Annotated in this window: 15 protein-coding genes; 11 read left to right on the top strand and 4 right to left on the bottom strand. The window is 65.9% G+C overall.

Features of this window, described 5'->3' with window-relative positions; all coding sequences use genetic code 11:
* The first annotated feature begins 138 nt into the window (after positions 1-138).
* Positions 139-2,034, top strand: coding sequence for a chloride channel protein (locus NCW75_08090; GenBank protein ID UYV11262.1), 1,896 nt, complete (start codon positions 139-141; stop codon positions 2,032-2,034).
* Positions 2,035-2,100: 66 nt separating this feature from the next.
* Here the strand turns inward: NCW75_08090 and NCW75_08085 are convergent, their stop codons facing one another.
* The 3 genes from NCW75_08085 to NCW75_08075 all read right to left on the bottom strand — a co-directional run bounded on the left by NCW75_08085 (position 2,101) and on the right by NCW75_08075 (position 6,174).
* Positions 2,101-2,559, bottom strand: a complete 459-nt coding sequence (locus tag NCW75_08085) for an ester cyclase (GenBank protein ID UYV11261.1) — start codon at positions 2,557-2,559, stop codon at positions 2,101-2,103.
* 187 nt (positions 2,560-2,746) lie between these two features.
* Complete coding sequence (locus NCW75_08080; GenBank protein ID UYV11260.1) at positions 2,747-3,772, bottom strand: hypothetical protein; 1,026 nt, start codon at positions 3,770-3,772, stop codon at positions 2,747-2,749.
* 170 nt (positions 3,773-3,942) lie between these two features.
* Positions 3,943-6,174, bottom strand: coding sequence for a glutamine synthetase III (locus tag NCW75_08075; protein UYV11259.1), 2,232 nt, complete (start codon positions 6,172-6,174; stop codon positions 3,943-3,945).
* A 291-nt stretch (positions 6,175-6,465) separates the two neighbouring features.
* Here NCW75_08075 and NCW75_08070 point away from each other — a divergent pair, with 291 nt between their 5' ends.
* The gene (locus NCW75_08070; protein ID UYV11258.1) at positions 6,466-7,251 is read left to right on the top strand and encodes an exodeoxyribonuclease III; all 786 of its coding nucleotides are present in this window, start codon (positions 6,466-6,468) and stop codon (positions 7,249-7,251) included.
* Positions 7,252-7,372: 121 nt separating this feature from the next.
* Positions 7,373-8,047: an HAD hydrolase-like protein gene (locus tag NCW75_08065; protein ID UYV11257.1), complete on the top strand. Its 675-nt coding sequence runs from the start codon at positions 7,373-7,375 to the stop codon at positions 8,045-8,047.
* Here the strand turns inward: NCW75_08065 and NCW75_08060 are convergent.
* Positions 8,044-8,391 carry a translation initiation factor gene (locus NCW75_08060; GenBank protein ID UYV11256.1) on the bottom strand — a complete coding sequence of 116 codons (348 nt, stop codon included), beginning with the start codon at positions 8,389-8,391 and terminating at the stop codon, positions 8,044-8,046. The genes NCW75_08065 and NCW75_08060 overlap by 4 nt on opposite strands.
* A gap of 78 nt (positions 8,392-8,469) precedes the next feature.
* Between NCW75_08060 and NCW75_08055 the strand changes: the two genes are divergently transcribed.
* From NCW75_08055 to NCW75_08020, 8 genes are all read left to right on the top strand, one after another.
* Positions 8,470-9,828: a hypothetical protein gene (locus NCW75_08055; protein UYV11255.1), complete on the top strand. Its 1,359-nt coding sequence runs from the start codon at positions 8,470-8,472 to the stop codon at positions 9,826-9,828.
* Between the two features lie 364 nt (positions 9,829-10,192).
* A complete protein-coding gene (locus NCW75_08050; protein UYV11254.1) occupies positions 10,193-13,438 on the top strand; it encodes a hypothetical protein in 3,246 nt (1,081 codons plus the stop codon).
* A gap of 135 nt (positions 13,439-13,573) precedes the next feature.
* On the top strand, positions 13,574-13,933 hold the full coding sequence (locus NCW75_08045) for an STAS domain-containing protein (protein UYV11253.1): 360 nt from the start codon (positions 13,574-13,576) through the stop codon (positions 13,931-13,933).
* A 28-nt stretch (positions 13,934-13,961) separates the two neighbouring features.
* Entirely contained in the window at positions 13,962-14,405 is a 444-nt protein-coding gene (locus tag NCW75_08040; protein ID UYV11252.1) for an ATP-binding protein, read from the top strand.
* Positions 14,406-14,604: 199 nt separating this feature from the next.
* A complete protein-coding gene (locus NCW75_08035) occupies positions 14,605-15,843 on the top strand; it encodes an IscS subfamily cysteine desulfurase (protein UYV11251.1) in 1,239 nt (412 codons plus the stop codon).
* 40 nt (positions 15,844-15,883) lie between these two features.
* Positions 15,884-16,306 (top strand): Fe-S cluster assembly scaffold IscU, encoded by a 423-nt coding sequence (iscU, locus tag NCW75_08030; protein ID UYV11250.1) that lies wholly within the window; start codon positions 15,884-15,886, stop codon positions 16,304-16,306.
* A 117-nt stretch (positions 16,307-16,423) separates the two neighbouring features.
* Positions 16,424-16,795: an iron-sulfur cluster assembly accessory protein gene (locus tag NCW75_08025; protein ID UYV11249.1), complete on the top strand. Its 372-nt coding sequence runs from the start codon at positions 16,424-16,426 to the stop codon at positions 16,793-16,795.
* A 186-nt stretch (positions 16,796-16,981) separates the two neighbouring features.
* Positions 16,982-17,461 carry a hypothetical protein gene (locus NCW75_08020; GenBank protein ID UYV11248.1) on the top strand — a complete coding sequence of 160 codons (480 nt, stop codon included), beginning with the start codon at positions 16,982-16,984 and terminating at the stop codon, positions 17,459-17,461.
* Positions 17,462-17,464 lie beyond the last annotated feature (3 nt).

The raw sequence follows: 17,464 nt of genomic DNA, 5'->3' as shown, positions 1-17,464 counted from the left end.
TGTTCCCCTCAAGGTCGGGCTTCGGGCCCACGAGGCCCCCTCACCCGACCGGGGAGGCTAGCGGACCCCGGGGCTCGCCACGCAGCGGGACCGCTCGGCACGAATCCGACCCGAGAACCCGCTATATTGACGGTTCCCATGGCCGACCCCAAGCAGAGCATTGCCGCGATCCTCACCAAGCGGCTGAGGCTGCGCAAGGAGTGGTACGTCGTGTGCCTCGGGGCCGTGGTGGGCACGCTCACGGGCCTGGGAACCCTGGGCTTCGCGTGGACCCTGCACTACGCCGAGGCCCAGGTCCGCCATTCCCAGATCGCCATGCCCCTGTGGCTGTTGTTTGTTTGGCCCGTCATCGGCCTGACGCTCACGGGCATCCTCGTTCGGCTGTTCGCCGGCGACGCCAAGGGCCACGGCGTGCCGCAGGTCATGCGGGCCCTGATCGAGAAGGGCGGGCACATCCCCGCCAGGGTTGGCCTGACCAAGGTCGCCGCCAGCATCGCCACGGTTGCCAGCGGCGGGTCGGCCGGTACCGAAGGCCCCATCGTGCAGATCGGGGCGACGGCCGGCTCGGTCGTGGGCCAGCGCATCGGCGTCGACCGCGAGCAGATGATGACGCTCGTGGGCTGCGGCGCGGCGGCGGGCATCGCGGCCATCTTCAACGCGCCCATCGCCGGCGTCTTCTTCGCCCTCGAGATCCTCCTTCGCGACTTCTCGCTCAAGACGTTCACGCCCATCGTGGTGTCGGCCGTGTTCGCGGCGGCCGTCACGCACATGGCCCAGGGGCAGAACGAAGCGATCTTCACCGTCCGGGCCCTGGGCGACCTGAACTTCACCGCGCTCGAGTTTCCCAATTACATCGTGCTGGGGCTCTTGTGCGGCCTGCTGGCCATCGGCTTCAACCGAGCTTTGCACGCCTGCGAGGATCTGTACGCCCGCCTGAAGCTGCACTGGTTCGTCGCGCCCATCACCGGTGCCCTGGTGCTGGGTGCGATGGGCATCGGCTGGATCCTGATGGTGCGGGCCGCGGGTGGAGATGCTTCCAGCGAGGCCACCGACATCCCCAGCTTCTTCGGTAACGGCTACGAGACCATCCGCTGGCTGCTCGACCCGGGCAGCTATCAGACAGCCGTGGTCGCGGCCGATGCCGTGGCGCATGGTGACGCCGGAGGGCACGGTGCCCACGGGTCGGCGGCGTTGCCACTCGCTGTATGGCTTATCGCGTTGCTCGTGCTGTTCAAGGGTGCGGCGACCAGCGTGACGCTCGCCAGCGGCGGCTCGGGCGGCGTGTTCGCGCCCAGCCTGTTCATCGGCGCCGCCGGCGGCGCGGCCCTGGGCGTCGCGCTCGACCGCATCGGCTTGTTGCCCGAGCAGAGCAGCCCGGCGGCCTACGCGCTCGTGGGCATGGCCGCCGTCGTGGCGGGTAGCACGCACGGTCCGTTGACGGCGATCCTGATGCTCTTTGAGTTGACGCGAGACCCCTACGTGCTGCTGCCGATCATGCTGGCGGCCGTGGTCGCCACGCTCATGAGCCAGGCCATCGACCGGGACAACATCTACACGCACCCGCTCCGCCGTGCGGGCCTGCGCATCGGCCGCACGGGCGACCTGGCCATCCTCCGCAAGATCGCGGTGACCAGCGTGCCGGTCATCCCGCTGCCGGGCGAGCCGGTGTATGCCAGTGATCCGCTCAGCAAGCTCATCACCCTGCACGCCCACAGCCGAGTGCCCGACTTTGTGGTGGTCGACGCCCAGGGTGACGCCATCGGCATGGTGACCGGCAAGGACATGCGCACGGCCCTGATCGACCGCGAGGCCATCCCGCTGTTGCTCGTTGCCGAGCTCATGCGCGACGACCTGCCGGCGGTGCTCACCAGCGACACGCTCGACGTAGTTCTGGAGCGCTTCGAGGACGACGACATTGCCAGCCTGCCGCTGCTGGGCCCGCCAAACCTGACCGGCCACCGCCGGCCGCTGGGGTTGATTACCAGGGCCGCCGTGCTGGAACGCTACCGTCGGGCGCTCGAGGAAGAGCTCTAGCCATCGGGAAGCGCATCGAAAAACCCACGTCTTGCAACGTGGGCTCGTTCTCCCTCTCCCGCGTTCTCAGCAGTCCATCGCGTAATGGAACCGGCTCTCGACGATCTTGCCATCCTTGACCTTGTAGAGGCAGGCCTCCTTCATGTCCATGCGCTGCCCGGCCATTGGGCCGACCTTAGGCGTGCAGTCGATGCGCATGAAGCAGGCGAACTCGTCGCCCAGTGGGTACGGGCCGGTGACCTCTCCGCCGTGGATCTCGTGGTTCTCGAAGAACCAATCGGAACTTTCGAGCAGTTGGGCTTTGTCGGTGGTGCCCGTGCAGTGGGCCTTCTTGGCATCGTCGGGCAACTGGTCGTAACCAGGCATGTCGGTCGGGCTCATCGCCTCAACGACGTTGACGGTGTCGGCGTAGAGCTCCTCGATGGCCTTGCGGTTCTCGCCCTGCTGGCAGAGCTCGACAAGCCGCTTGCCCACCTTCAGGGTCTCGGCGGTCTTGCTCGGGTCGACGGTGCTGTTGGCGCTCATGGTCCTTCTCCTGAATTGGCCCGGCCACCACGGGCGGGCGTGTGGGGTGGGTGCGGGTTTCTCCGGTGCCCGCTGCGGAATGCTACCCCGATGGACCGACCAAGTCGAACGTATGTTTGGATTTTACAAGGATAAACGGCCGCCCACGAATGAGCGGCCGTTTGAGGCTGTTCCGGGCCGGTTGGGACTAATCGCAGCCGGCGTCGAAGGCGTTCTGGAAGCACAGGAAGTCGAATATCGTGAGGCTGCCGTCTTCGTCGCAGTCGGCCAGCAGGTCGCCGCCATCGAACGCGTTCTGGAAGGCCAGGAAGTCGAAGATGGTTAACTGGCCGTCCTCGTCGAAGTCGGGGTAGCAGCCTTCGATCTCACCGAGAAGGAGGATGAACTGGCCGTTGCCGTCGAGCACGTTCGTCGTCGCGCCCGAGACCGGGTCGCTCACGTTGACGCCGTCGCCGTTGGTCCACAGGATGTTCCCATCGCCGAGTTCCCGGCCGGCTCGTGCGCCGGAGTCCGCCGTGCCCGCGACAACGTCAAGGAGCCCGCCGCCGGAGTCGATCTCCCAAACGCCCGAGGGCGAGCTGAACGCGCCCACGAGCACGGTGCCCGCACTGGTCTCGCTCATCTGTTGGAGGAAGTTCAGGCTTCCCGAGGGCAGGAACGTGCCGAGGAACGCGCCGGTGTCGTCCACGCGATCGATGCGGGAATCGCCGCTAAAGCTGAGCAGATTCTCGCCGTTGTAGGGCAGCGCGAACCAGGGATCGGCGTCGACTGGGATGTTGCCCACGATGCTGGCCGTGCTGGGATCGATGCGGACGAAAGCATCGCCCGGTGCGTCGTTGTTGGTGCCCGAGTTGGCCACCCAGACCTCGTCGCCGATGACCATGACGCCGCGGATATTGTCGAGCCCGCCGCCGGGCACCTGCCCGCCGATGGAATCGATGAAGTCGCCGTCGAGCGTGAAGCGGTCGATGCGATCGCGGATCTGGTCGCTCACCCAGATCTCATCGCCGACCTGAGCGATGCCCTTCGGTGTGCCGGCGTCAAGGGGCACAAGATCGATAAACACGGGGTCGACCAGGCTGCCATCGGATGGATCGAAAGCTGCGATGGTGTCGTTTCCGGAATCCGCCACCAGCAGTAACGCGTCCTGGGCCATGCACGCTGCGGACATCGCTGATGCAGCCAAGCCCACCACGAGAATTCGAGTCTCCATAATCTCGGCCTCCAAAAATTAGTTCGGATTGGGGTCAACCCACTAGATTAACCGAATTCGCCGACAAGCACAAGGCCATTTTGCTGGTCAATTCGTGCCAAGAAGACAGAGCATGAAATGGCCCGGACGCTTGCCCGGGCCACGAGACTTAATCAGGGGTGTGCGCCGAATCAGGCCTGCATGACCAGCAACTCGTTGTAGTCGGCTACCGGCCACAGGTCCTTGGCCACGACCTTCTCGATCGCGTCTACCTGAGTGCGGACCGCCTCGATCGTAGGGATGAGGTGCTTCTCGGTGTGGTCGGCCGCGTCAAGGGGATACTCGGGCTCGCCGCCTTCGAGCACCGAGTCGAGGGCCGTGAGGTTCCGCCGGAGTTCGCCTACCAAGCCCGCCAGTTCCTCGAGCGCCGTGCGGTTCTCCGCAGGGTCGATGTCGGCGGCCATGAGCGAGGCGACCGCACTGCCGATTTCGGTGAGCTGGCGGAGCGCCGCGGGAAGCACGAGCGTCTTGGTCATGTTGCGTAGCGTTAGGCCCTCGATGCGCACCTGCGTGGCGTACTTCTCGGCGAAGATGTTCGCCCGGCTCTGGGTTTCCAGCGGGCTGAGCACGTCCAGGCTGTTGAAGAGCGTGCGGTTCTTGTCATTGGTCAGGGCTCGAAACGCCTTGGCCGACGATCGGATGTGCGGCAGGCCGCGTTTTTCGGCTTCTTCCACCCACTGCTCGGAGTAGTTGTCGCCGTTGAAGATCACCCGCTTGTGCTCGGTCGACACACGCTGGATGATCGAGCTGAGAGCCTCTTGCGTGTCCTCGGCCTTCTCGAGCTCGTCGGCAAAACTCGCGAGCGCCTCGGCCACGATCGTGTTGAGCACCGTGACCGGGAAGGCGACCGCCGCCGAAGAGCCGACGGCGCGGAACTCGAACTTGTTGCCAGTAAAAGCGAACGGGCTGGTGCGGTTGCGGTCGCCCGCATCGCGCACGAACTCGGGGAGCGTCTGCGCTCCCAGGTCCATCGTGGAGCCCTGGCGTGAGCTGCTGGCCGTGCCGCCACTCGCAAACTGCTCGATCAGGTCGGTGAGCATGTCACCGAGGAAGATGCTAATAATCGATGGTGGAGCCTCGTTAGCGCCCAATCGGTGGTTGTTGCCCGCACTCGAAATGCTCGCGCGGAGCAGGTCGGCGTGCAGGTCGACGGCGCGGATGACCGCCACCAGGAACGCGTGGAACGTGCGGTTGGTGTGCGGCTCGCTCTTGGGGCTCAGCAGGTTGCGGCCCGTGTCGGTCGAGAGCGACCAATTCACGTGCTTGCCGCTGCCGTTGATGCCCGCGAAGGGCTTCTCATGCAGCGTACACAAAAATCCATGTCGGGGAGCCACGCGGCGGAGCGTCTCCATCACCAGCATCTGGTGGTCGCACGCGACATTGGCCGGCTCGAAGTGGGCGGCTAGTTCGAACTGCCCGGGGGCCACCTCGTTGTGCCGCGTGGCGATGGGCACGCCCTTGCGATTCAGGATGAGCTCGACCTCGCTCATGAAGCTGAGCACACGCTCGGGGATCGAGCCGAAGTAATGGTCGTCGAGCTTCTGGCCCTTGATGGGCGTGTCACCGAAGACCGTGCGGCCGCAGATGGTCAGGTCTTCACGCGTCTCGGCAAGACGGGCGTCGACCAGGAAGTACTCCTGCTCGGCCCCGACAGTAGAAAACACGCGCGTCGCGCCATCGGTCTCGCCAAGCGCGGTGAGCACGCGCATGGCCTGCGTGTTGATCGCGTCCATCGATCGCAGCAGCGGCGTCTTCTTGTCCAGCGCCTCGCCCGTCCAACTCACGAAAGCGGTGGGGATGCACAGCGTAACCGTGTCGCCGTACCGGCTCAGGAACACCGGGCTGGTCGCGTCCCAGGCGGTGTAGCCGCGGGCCTCGAAGGTGGTGCGCAGGCCGCCGCTGGGGAAGCTCGAGGCGTCGGGTTCGCCCTGCACCAGCGCCTGGCCGGTGAACTCGCTGATGGCCCCGCCGTGCCCATCGGGCTTGACGAACGTGTCGTGCTTCTCGGCGGTCAGCCCCGTGAGCGGCTGGAACCAGTGGGTGTAGTGCGTCGCACCGTTGGCCACCGCCCAGTCCTTGATGGCCACCGCAACAGCGTCGGCGATGCCCGCGTCGAGCGATTCGCCATGGCGGATGGTCTGCTGGAGCTTGCGGTACGTCTCGGCGGGCAGCCTTCGCCGCATCTGGGCGTCGGTGAAGACGTCCTTAGCAAAGGACTCCTCGGCCATGGCCCAGCCGGCCTCTGGCGCGTGCTGGCCTTCGGGTTGGTTGTTCTGGTTCTGGCGGGCCTGCTGCCCGGCTCGGGCCGAGCCTCCATGGTTCGTTGAGGCGGGTTCCTGCTCCATGGTCATTCCGTTGCGCACGGCGAGTGCATCCTTCCGGTTTTTTGGGACGGGCCGATTCGGTCGGCCAATACCCCAAGGGCGCTCGGGCCTTGCCGGCGTACGTGCCGGCTCGTGACCCAAGCAAGTTCCAGTATCAATCACATCGGACAGGAAAGGTCTATGCGCCCCGATTCCCGGGGCCAAGCCCATCGGACATAAAAACCGTCTAATACCCGTACAAATCTCACCCCACGGCCCCGATCCGCCACATGGGCAGACTTAGGCGAACCATGATATGCCCGATCTCAACTTCCACCTAGCATCGGCCACATGCGCGTCATCACCTGGAACGTCAACTCCGTGAAGGTCCGCCAGGAACGCCTCGCCGGCGTCCTCGAACGCCACGAGCCCGACGTGGTCTGCCTCCAGGAACTCAAGAGCCCCGAGCTGCCCGGCCCGGTCGCCGACGACCTCGAACGCCTGGGCTACCACGCGGCGGTGTATGGCCAGAAGACCTATAACGGCGTGGCAATTCTGTCGAAAACCCAACCCACAGAGGTGGTCCGGGGCTTCGAGGGCGACAACGGCCCCGAGGACGACCACGCCCGCCTCATCTCGGCCATGGTCGCCGGCGTCCGCGTCTACAGCGCGTACTTCCCCAACGGCGGCGAGGTCGGCAGCGACAAGTTTGTCTACAAGCTCGCCTGGATGCAACGCCTCCGCGCCCTGCTCGACGCGCGGCACAAGAACAGCGAGCCGATCATCCTGGCCGGCGACATGAACGTGGCCCCCTTCGATTCCGACGTCGCCAAGCTGGAGAAGTGGGAGGGCACCACCCACTGCGTGCCCGAGGCCCGCGACGGCCTCAAGCACGTCGAAGGCTTCGGCTTCGTCGACACCCACCACGCCAGGCACCCCGAGGGCAACATCTATAGCTGGTGGGACTACCGCCAGCTCGCCTTCCCCAAGGGCGACGGCCTGCGCATCGACATCATCTACGCGACCAAGGATCTGGCGGGCACCTGCATCGACGCCCGCATCGACCGCGACGAGCGCAAGGGCAAGCAGCCCAGCGACCACGCCCCGGTGATTGCCGATTTCGAGTGGCCGGCATGAAGGAGTGGCAATTGGCAATGGGCAATAGGCAATCGGGTTCGCCTGCGGCGAAGGCTTCGCTCCTCGCGTCCGTTCCATCTTGCCAATTGCCAACTGCCAATCGCAAATTGCTATCCCCGCCATGATGACCACCTTCCTGCTCGACATCTCCGGCACCGTCGTCCGCTCGGGCGGCTTCGAGGCGGTCTTCCATCGCGTCTACTGCGAGTTGCTCAACGTCGAGGTGGGCGCCGACGAGATCCGCGTGAACACCGGTCGCAAGAAGGCCCACCTCTTCGCCGAGGTGCTTGATGCCCACGCGCCAGATCGCGTGGATGAGCCCGGCCTGATCGACCGCATGACCGACGCCTTCGACGCGTTCATGCTCCAGGCCATCAAGCAGCACCCACCCCCCGTGCTCGACGGCGTGCGCGAGGCGATGGAGCTGCTCGCGTCCAAGGACATCACCGTCGGCTACGTCACGGGCTTCGCCCGCCAGCCCGCCGAGCGGTTGCTAGAGGTCTCAAAGCTGGATTCCGCCGTGCTGGTGGGGAGCGACGAGGTCGAGCACGGCCGCCCCGCCCCCGACCTCATCCACGAGGCGATGCGCCGGCTAGGCCTGGCCGACCCGTCAGCGCTCGCCTATGCCGGCGATACACCCGTCGATATCCAGAGCGGGTTGGCAGCGGGATGCGGCAGGGTCTTTGGCCTCACCTGCGGCGCGCACGACCGAGCCGAGCTCGAATCGGCTGCGCGCGGCACACCGGCCACAGTGCTGGATTCGCTCCTGGAAGCCGTCCACGACGCGACCGCCTAGCCGCCGGCCGCCTTGGCCTTGTACCCCGCGGCCTTCAACCGCTCGACGACGGCCTCGCGATGGTCGCCCTGCAGCACGATCTCCACGCCTTGGGGCGTGTCGCCCAAGCCACCGCCAGTACCCATGGCCGTGCGCAGGTCTTTCAGCAAGGCCTTGGCGTCGTCCTTCGGCAGCCCCAGCTCGCCGACGATCGTGTTCCACTTGCCCCGCCGCTTCTCGCGCCGCACGCGCGGGCTGGTGGCCCTGGGGTCAACCTTCGGGCACGCGCAGCCATCGACCGCCTTGCCGCACCGCTCGCACGTCACGGGTTGCTCGAGCGCGGTGCCATCGAAGAGTCCGGCCATGGGGGAGGGTAGTGAGGGAAGGGAATTGGCAATTGCCACGCCAGCCGGTGCGCGGCCGGTTCCCCCTACCATCCCCCAATGCACCGATGCCTGCTCAACCCCGCCCTCGAACGTGTCCGGGTCAACGGCTTTGCCTTCCCCCTGGGTGTCTACCCCGTCGAGCCCATCGCGCCCAAGAGCGGCTACACCGCCGACTTCGAGCCCGCCGACGGCGACGAGGAGTGGGAGGAGTGGCCCGACCGCTACGTCTACGAGGTCCTGGTCTCGGCCGAGCGGCTCAAGCCCCTGTGCTCGGCCCTGCTGAGCCTGCTGCCCGGGCGGGTGTACCCAATCCTGGACGTGCTTGGCAACGACGCGTTCCGGGAGATCGACCCCTACATCGCCTACGAACTGGTGGGCGTCGAGTCGCTCTACGACGGCATCCGCTGGTACGAGCCCTTCCTCTTTGAAGATGGATTATGCGGCTTCGGCGCCATGAGCGAGGAGCCATTCATGTACTTCTTCCTCGACGAGCACAAGGTGCTGACCGTCCGCGTCGAGACCAATGAAAAGGAACGGGTCGATCGGCTGCTGACCGCCTTTGAGCTGCCCAACCTGGGCAGCGGGGCGGAGAACGGGACAGGCGGCGGGCGTGCCCGCAAGCCCGACGGGCGGCCGCCCCAAGCCAAACAGGTCGAGGTGATGGCGGCCGACGCGGTCAGCCACGAGCACCGCAGCGTGCTGCTGACCCCCGACGATCGCCCCGAGTTGCCCGGCCCCGAGGAGGTCTCCGAAGCGCTGGTCGACCTGTGGGGCATGACGCTCAATATCGATGTGGAGCGGAACCTGGACGACGATGGCCGGGATCTGGGTGTCACCGGCTGGCGCTGCTTGATCCGTGTCGAGCCGCAGCCGGCGGATGAAGAGCCCGCGCAGATCAAGGAAACAAGGCCCGAATCAAAACCTGAAACGAGGCCCGAGACCGAGCGCGAGTCCGTTGTGGAGCCAAAGAAGAACGACGCCCGTCCACGCGACCGCTACGCCGAGGCCGTGCTCGCCGCTGGTTGCTGGCGTGAGGCCGAGGATCTGGCGCTCCAGGCTGTCGCGAAGCTGCCCGGCGGGCCCAGCGGCGTGTCGCTGACCGACGAGTTCGGACCGCGTTTGATCTCCGCGGACCGCCTCTGGCGCCACGAATTGGTAACCATTCTCGCGGGGAGCACGACGCCGACAGCATCGCAGCCGGCGTCCACGCCCGGCCGGCCCGAGTCCCACGCTGCGCGAGCACAGGAGCCGCCGGCCTCACCCGTGCTCATCACGCCACCGGCCAATCCCCCAGCAAATCCCGACGATTTTGACGATCCCCATCCTCCCGAGCCCCCCGAAATCGCGAAGCTCCTCGACGAAGCGCTCAGCAATGATGCGCCCGGGCGGATCCTCGGCAGCCGATGGCTCGAATAGCCCGCCACCAGATCCACGGATCGGCCAGATTCGAGATGGCCAGAACACGGAAATGGTCGGTTGCTCTGGCAGGGGGTGGTGATTATCCTCCCCCCGCTCGGTTCCGAGCCATTTTGGCCCCGATCGTGCATCCCGCGGCGCGTGCCTCGGGTATCAAGTAGAAGACCCACCCCGCCCCGGGCCGCCGCTCGGGGCCGATGCCGGCTCGAACAACTCCCGACCCCATCCTTCCTTGGAGGATCGGTGCCCGGCAGTTGCCAATGATGGCCCACGAGCTACGAGCCGCGCATATGCGTACACGTCCCCACACCGACCCCAGCCCCCGCGCCCACACCCGTCCTGACGCACAACTTTGGAGCTTGGCATGAGCACCAGCCGCACCCCCCGTCGTCTCCTCGCCCTGGCCCTGGCCACCTCGCTGGCCACCTCGTTCACGGCGATGGCCAACGACACGAGCTTTGAGACCCTGGCCCAGGCCCGGACCCAGGCCGACCAGTTGATGGCCCAGGGCCAGTTCGTGCGGGCCCAGGCCACGCTGATGGAGGCCCTGAGCGACGCGACGGGCAACAGCGACGAGCGTGCCGAGGCGTTGGTGGCCCTCCAGAACATCCGCCGCAAGATGGCCGGTGCCGATCGCCAGGAGATCGCCCTGCAGCAGGCCGACATGGCCATCAGCGAGGGCAAGCTGGCCTTCGCCGCCACCCGCGTCGGTGCCGTGCTCGAGTCGGCCGACGAGGGCTCGGCCCTGTGGACCCGCGCGACCCAGGCCCAGGCCGAAATCGCCCGCCGCCAGCAGGCCCTGCGCCCGATGGTGGAAGACGCGCTGGCCCAGGCCGGTGACGATCTGGACGCGGGCCGCTATGCCCAGGCCAAGGCCCAACTCTCGGTGGTGCGCCGCGCGGGGCTCGAACTCGACCGCAAGCAGGGCGACAAGCTCACCCGCATGGAACTCCGCGTCGCCGACGCCGAGCGCCAGGCCGGCACGACCTTTGACGCCAAGGCCACCGCCGCCGCGGGCGTGCAGGCCGGCGTCGTCCGCGGCCGCCAGGACGGCCAGCCGGGCGATCCGGGAGCGCTCTGGCGCGAGGCCCTCGAGCAGGAGACCCGGGCCAACCTTTCCCAGGCCGATGCCGCGTTCGAGGCCGGCCGCCTGGCCGAGGCTCGCCGCCTGTACGTTCTGGTGCGTGCCAACCAAGACCGCCTGACCCCCGAGGAGCGTGAGCACGTCGCCACCCGCATCGACGAGATCGACGTGCGGTTGTCCGGTGCTCCCAGCGGCCAGCCCGGGCAAGAGCTGGGCCGGGACTTGGACATCATCCGCCAGAACGCTCTGGCCCAGTTCAACGTGGGTGTCCGTGAGGTCGAGCGGCAACTCGGCCAGGGCAACCTGAGGGCGGCCCGTGCCCAGGTCTCGCGCACGAAATTCGACTTCCAGCGCAACCGCGACGTGTTTAGCCAGCCCGAGTTCGAGGGCAAGATCAACGAGCTCGAGAATCTTGAAGCCCGTATCGATCGGGCGGAACTCGAACGAGGGGAGGCCACCGCCGATCAGATCGCCGAGGCCGCCCGGAGGGCCACCGAAGAGCGGGCCCAATCCGAAAGGAACGAGCGCGAGCGCACGATCAGCCTCCTTCTCGACCAGGCTCGCGAGTTCCAGTTCAACATGCGGTACCGCGAGGCGCTCGACACCATCGAGCAGCTCCTGCTGATCGACCCGATTAACCCGTCGGGCCTGCTGCTCAAGAACGCCTACGAGAACATCCTGATTTATGTCGAGTACAACCAGATCAGGAAGGAACGCGACAAGAAGCTGACCGGGCTTCGTGTCGAGGCCGAGCGGGCCCTGATCCCCGACCTGAACATCGTGAACTATCCCGAGAACTGGCCGGCCATCAGCCAGAGCCGCGACGCCCAGGCCGAGTTCGTCGATTCCGCCGCGAACCGCCGCGTGCTGGCCCAACTCGAGTCCAGCCGCGTCCAGATGGACCTCCAGAACAACCCCCTCGAGAACGCCCTGGCGTACATCGCCAACCAGGCCGAGGTCGACATGGACATCGATTGGGAGGCCCTCGATACCAAGAGCATCGACCGCAACACGCCGGTCACCCTCCGCCTGGCGGGCAGCGTCAACGCGATCACGGCCATCGAACGCCTGCTGGACAAGGTCAGCTTCGACGAATTCAGCAAGGCTGATTGGGCCATCGTCGACGGCTTGCTGACGATCTCGACGGCCGAGAAGCTGGTCAATGAGACCGATGTGGGCATGTACGACATCAACGACCTGCTGCACGAGATCCCCGACTATCCGGATGTTCCCGAGATCGACCTCCAGCAAGCCCTGCAGAGCAGCCAGGGTGGCGGCGGCCAGAGCCCCTTCCAGGACCAGGGCAACAACGAGCTCGAGGAGACCCCCCTTGAGGACCGCATCAACGAGATCATCGATATCGTCGAGAACAACATCGACGACGACCAGGGCTTCATCGAGGGCACTTGGTCCATCACGCCCTTCCGCGGCGTGCTGATCGTGCGCGCCACGCCCCGGGCCCACCGCCAGATCGGCGGCCTGCTCGACCAGCTCCGCGCCCAGCAGGCCCTCCAGCTCAACGTCGAAACGCGATTCCTGCTGGTCAACCAGGACTACTTCGAGCAGATCGGCTTCGATCTGGACATCTACTTCAACGCCAAGGCCGACCAGTTCCAGACCCTGGCAGGCAACGATCCGACCGTGCTGCCCAGCGACCTGTTCGACTTCGCGGGCCCCAACGGCCGCCGCCGCACCGTCGTCGGTGGTGGCAACGCCGCCCAGCAGGTCACCCAGCCCGTCAACGCACCGACCAACACCAGCGTCATCGGTGCCGGCCAGAACTCGCTGGGCCTCGCCGGCGCTCTGGCACCCACCGAGGGCCTGGCTAGCACCATCCTCGGTGCCGCTCCGGCCCTGGGCGTTGCGGGCCAGTTCCTTGATGACGTGCAGGTCGACTTCCTGGTGCGGGCCACGCAGGCCGACCGCCGATCGACCCAGCTCACCGCGCCCCGCCTGACCCTGACCAACGGCCAGCTCGCCAACATCTACGTGGCGACCCAGGTCGCGTACGTGGGCGATCTCGAGCCGGTGGTCAGCGACAGCGCCGTCGGCTTCGACCCCACGGTCGAAGTCGCGACCGAGGGCGTGACCCTGCTCGTCCGCGGCACGATCTCCAGCGATCGCCGCTACGTGACCATTAACGTCGATGCGGGTCTGGCCCAGATCGACGGGTTCGCCAGCGAGCAGGTCACGGCGGTGGCCGGCGGCACGCTGGTGAGCTCCGCCGACACCCAGTCGTTCATCCAGCTCCCGACCGTGACGGTTACCCGCGTCCGCACGACGGTCACCGTGCCCGATGAGGGCACCCTGCTGCTGGGCGGCCAGCGCCTGGTGAGCGAGTTCGAGGTTGAGACGGGCGTGCCGCTGCTGAGCAAGCTGCCCGTGCTGAACCGCTTCTTCACCAACCGCATCCAGAGCAAGGAAGAGCAGACCCTGCTCATCCTCATGAAGCCCACCGTGCTCATCCAGAGCGAGCAGGAAGCCCGCAACTTCCCGGCCATGGGCGGCGGGCTGGGCTTCAACTAAGCCTCAAACACGGCTGAGGGCCCCCGAACCACCAGAAACGCCCGCCCCGGGACAGCCCGGGGCGGGCGTTGTTGCTACGCTTGCGCCCCGGCGTGTCGACGGCTCGACCCGCCCAGCCCACTCGGAGAGCCCAGCATGCCTGCCGAAGAGACACGTTTGCGCATCACCAACCAGGACGGGGTGACGCGGGTTGAGTTCCTCGACCGCAATATCCTCGACGAGGCCAGCATCCAACGCATCGGCGAAGAGATCACCGAGATCATCGACGCCGCCAGCGAACCGAAGATGCTCATCAGCTTCACGAACGTGGACCACATGTCCTCGGCCGCCCTGGGCACCCTGATCACCATCCACCACAAGATCCGCAATCGATCGGGCGAGCTCCGCTTGGCCGACATCGATCCGCAGATCCAGGAGGTGTTCAGCATCACCAAGCTCGACCGCATCTTCACGATCCACGAGGATTCCGAGAGCGCGATGAAGAGCTTCGGCTGATCGACCCCTTCCTTCCAGGGCAGACCGGATGGCACAGCGAGACGAGCAAGCCAGCGTGAGCGACTCGGCCAGGATCACCAACGATCGGCAGCGCATCGACCAGCTCTGGCTGGCGATCGAGGCGGCGATGCAGGACCAGGGCTATCCGAAGGCTTCGATGTTCGCCGTCCGCCTCGCGCTCGAAGAGGCCATGACCAACGCCTTCCGCCATGGCCTCAAAGACCTGCCCGACGACACGCCCATCACCGTCGATTACGGCATCGATGCGCAGCGCGTCCGCATCGCCGTCGAGGATCCGGGGCCGGGCTTCGATCCGACCGACGTGCCCGACCCCACTTCGGAAGAGAATCTCACCCGACCGGGTGGCCGGGGCATCTTGCTCATCCGCTCGTACATGACGCGAGCAGACTTCAAGAACCATGGCAGGCGGCTCGAGATGGTCTACGATCGACCTCCCGAGGCCGAAAATTGAGACGCGGACTCATCGGGATTTCCCGATTGACTCCAATCTCTCTTGCGACCGCAGCCGAGTACCACTAAACTAGAACGGTTCTAAACGGATGGCCAAGCGGGCCTTCCGATGCCGATGACGAGGGCACCCGAGCCTACCCTGACGGGTAGCGAACGCTCGACCGCCCAAGCCTCGGTCCATTCCGCCATACGGAGACACCATGGCCGTTGACCTCCCAATCTATCTCGATAACGCCGCCACGACTCGCACCGACCCGCGGGTGGTCGAGGCGATGCTGCCCTACTTCACCGAGACCTTCGGCAACCCGGGCAGCCGCAACCACAGCTTCGGCTGGGCGTCGGAGAAGGGCATCGATACCGCCCGCCAGCAGGTGGCCGACCTGATCGGCGCCGACCGTAAGGAGGTCATCTTCACCAGTGGGGCGACCGAGAGCAACAACCTGGCCATCAAGGGTGCGGCCAGCATGTACGCCAAGGGCCCGGCCGGGACCGAGAATCGCGGCCACATCATCACGGCCCAGCACGAGCACAAGGCCGTGCTCGACCCGTGCAAGCGGTTGCAGAAGGAAGGCTTCGACGTCACCTACCTCGCGCCTGGTAAGGACGGCTTGATCACCGCCAAGATGATCGAGGAGGCCATGCGTGAGGACACCATCCTGGTGACCATCATGTGGGCCAACAACGAGCTTGGCACCATCAACGAGATCCCCGAGATCGGCAAGCTCTGCCACGATCGCGGCGCGGTGCTCCACACCGACGCGACGCAGTGGGTCGGCAAGATGCCCACGGATGTCACCAAGGACAACGTCGATCTGCTCAGCATGAGCGGCCACAAGATCTACGGGCCCAACGGGGTGGGCGCGTTGTACGTCCGCCGCCGCAAGCCCCGCATCCGCCTGACGGCGTTGCAGGAGGGCGGTGGGCAGGAGCGCGGATTCCGCTCGGGAACGCTCAACGTGCCGGGCATCGTTGGGCTGGGCAAGGCCTGCGAGCTCTGCGCCGCCGAGATGGACGACGAGCGTGAACGCCTGCTGGCCCTGCGCCAGAAGATCGAGAGCTCGATCACGAGCCAACTCGACACCGTGCAGGTCAACGGCCACGCCGACAAGCGGCTGCCCAACATGACCAACATCTCCTTCGGCTTCGTCGAGGGCGAGAGCATGATGATGGCCATCAAGGAGATCGCGGTGAGCAGCGGTTCAGCCTGCACGAGCGCCAGCCTCGAGCCCAGCTACGTGCTCAAGTCCCTTGGCATCGGCGATGACCTAGCCCACAGCTCGCTGCGGATCAGCATGGGCCGATACACCACCGAAGCACAGGTCGACTACGCGATCGAGAAGATCGTGGCGGCTGTCAAGAAGCTGCGAGATCTGAGCCCGCTGTACGACATGCACAACGAGGGCATCGACATCACCAAGATCGAGTGGCAGGCGCACTAGACAGAATTTGACGCGGCTCAGCCGCGATAGGAGTCCAGCAATGGCATATGGCGACAAGGTCATCGATCACTACGAGAACCCACGGAACGTGGGCAGCTTTGGCACGCAGAAAGAGATCAAGGCCAACAAGGACGTTGGAGTTGGCCTCGTTGGCGCACCGGAGTGCGGCGACGTCATGCAACTCCAGATCAAGGTCGACGAGTCGGGCAAGATCGAGGACGCCAAGTTCAAGTGCTTCGGCTGTGGCTCGGCCATCGCCAGCAGCAGCCTGGCCACCGAGTGGCTCAAGGGCAAGAGCTTGGACGAGGGGCTGACCATCAAGAACACCCAGATTGTCGAGGAGCTCAGTCTTCCGCCGGTCAAGATCCACTGCTCGGTGCTGGCCGAAGATGCCATCCGGGCGGCCATCGAGGATTACAAGACCAAGAACGGGATCCAGTCCGAGGCCGCTCACGCCCATTAGGCGGTGTTCTCGGGTGAAGAGGGGACTTCCCCGCCCATTCATTGAACAGAACTTGCCAGTGGGCCGTTATACAGTTAGAGCGTCCGAATTCTGGCCCTCAGCATCGCAGGAGCATCCATGACAGCCACTTCCGCCAATCCCAGCCAGGCCGACACCAACGCCGTCAGCATCACCGAGAAGGCCGCCAGCGAGATCCTGCGGATCGTGCAGGAGCAGGAGTTGGACGCCAGCAAGGTTCACCTGCGCGTGGGCGTCAAGGGTGGGGGCTGCTCGGGATTCAACTACATCCTGGACCTTACCGAGGCCGTCCGCGACACCGACGAGGTCATGGAGATGCACGGCATCAAGGTGGTGTGCGACCCCAAGAGCCTGCTCTACCTCCACGGTACCGTGGTCGACTTCAAGGACGAGATCATGAGCCGCGGGTTCGTCTTCCAGAACCCCAACGCCAGTGCTACCTGTGGGTGTGGCTCTAGTTTCTCGGCTTGATTCGGGGCTGAACAGGGGATTTCTCCGATAAATCGACCGCCGCAACGCGAAGTCCTGTTGCACCGTACCCGCCCTTGCGGGTATTCTTGTCGGTGGGCTCCAGAATCCCGATTGGGGTGCCGATGCATAGGCACGGGGCCCGGCCGCCACTGATGGCCGATCGATCTTTTTGGGGAAGGATTCTCAATGGCCTCACAGAGCGCGACGCCGCTTGAAACCACGCAGGGCTACGCGACGCCCACGGTCACGCAATTCAGCGTGTTCCTCGACAACCGGGTCGGCCGGCTGCACGAGCTCGTGGCCGCCTTCGACGAGTCGGCCGCCAAGATCTGCGCTCTGAGCGTCCACGAGGCGTCCGACTACGCCGTGGTGCGGATCATCGCCAACCGGGCGTCCATCGCGTCGAGGATCCTGAAAGAGCAGCGGCTGCCCTACGGCGAGAAGGAAGTGCTCGTGGTCGAGCTGAGCGAGGGTCACAGCCTCGAGAGCCTGTGCCTGTCGCTGCTGGGTGCCGAGTTGAACATCCACTTCGCCTACCCGCTCATGAGCCTGCCCACGGGCACGGCCACCATCGCGCTGTCGGTGGACGACATGACGCTGGCGGGGCAGATCCTGCGGCGGAAGTGCTTCCGGCTGTTTGGTGAGGCGGATCTGCCGGCGGCGTGAGGT

The sequence above is a fragment of the Phycisphaera sp. genome (assembly GCA_025916675.1).
Lineage (GTDB): Bacteria > Planctomycetota > Phycisphaerae > Phycisphaerales > UBA1924 > JAHCJI01.
This window is presented reverse-complemented; position numbering and strand designations above follow the sequence as displayed.